The sequence below is a fragment of the Piscirickettsia litoralis genome, from assembly GCF_001720395.1.
In the GTDB taxonomy this organism is placed as follows: Bacteria; Pseudomonadota; Gammaproteobacteria; order Piscirickettsiales; family Piscirickettsiaceae; genus Piscirickettsia; species Piscirickettsia litoralis.
In genome coordinates, this window is the sequence record NZ_MDTU01000002.1 from 216,616 (window position 1) to 217,468 (window position 853).

Below are 853 nucleotides of genomic sequence, written 5' to 3' on the forward strand. Positions count from 1 at the left end.
CAAAGATAAGTATCCTGCTAATCTTGCTCTTTTAGCTCATCTACCCCATAAGGTGTATAGACCACATAAATTGCGGCACCAGGTTTTCCACTAATACCACTATTTGCATCAGGTACGTTATCACCTGTCGAGGTCGTTGATAAGTCTTTCATCTGGTTCGTAGTCAAAGGTGCTACATAACCAAAAAATGGAAAGCTTGTTGAAGCATGCTGAGTATTTACGTTTGCTTGTGTTCCTGACGATCTATATCCAATTTGGAGTAGCCCCTCTCCAGAGACATTGGAAAGGGTTGCTGAATTGTCAGCCCCAGTTGTACTGATATTAATTTCTGCAGATTTAACAAATGTTGGGCTTTTATTACCAGACTCAAACATTTCTAAATCTATCTTGAATGGACTAAAAAAATGCTCTTTACCATCAAATGCTCCAGCGTATACACAAGTGTAATAACTTGGTTCAAGCCAGTGAGAAGAAAAACCAGGGTTAGTTTCCTCATTTATATATGTAGAACCAGCTAAAGGAGTCGAATCTTCATTAGGTGGTACTGTTGATTCATCCGTAATGTCTTTATAGCCTAGCTGACTGTTAGAATCTGCAACTGCTACTTCAGATCCATAGAAAGGCTCTCCTGTCTCATAGTCATACTGCACCTTGACAGATGTAGAAGTCGTAACCTTAAGAGATGGCACTGGTGTCCCTGCAGTACGGTAAATGCAAACATAAATCGGATCTTCTCCAACACGCTTTGCGACAACAGGAATAGCAATGCAGGCCGATAAAGAAGCTATTAACGTTCTTGAGATTAAAGTTTTAAACACGATAGAAATTCCTAGATTCATCCATTGATGATCGG

General features: G+C 39.9%; 1 protein-coding gene. It reads right to left on the reverse strand.

Features of this window, described 5'->3' with window-relative positions:
* Nucleotides 1-17: 17 nt before the first annotated feature.
* A partial coding sequence (locus tag BGC07_RS16050; protein ID WP_235603466.1) for a hypothetical protein occupies nucleotides 18-853 on the reverse strand: 836 nt, incomplete at its 5' end.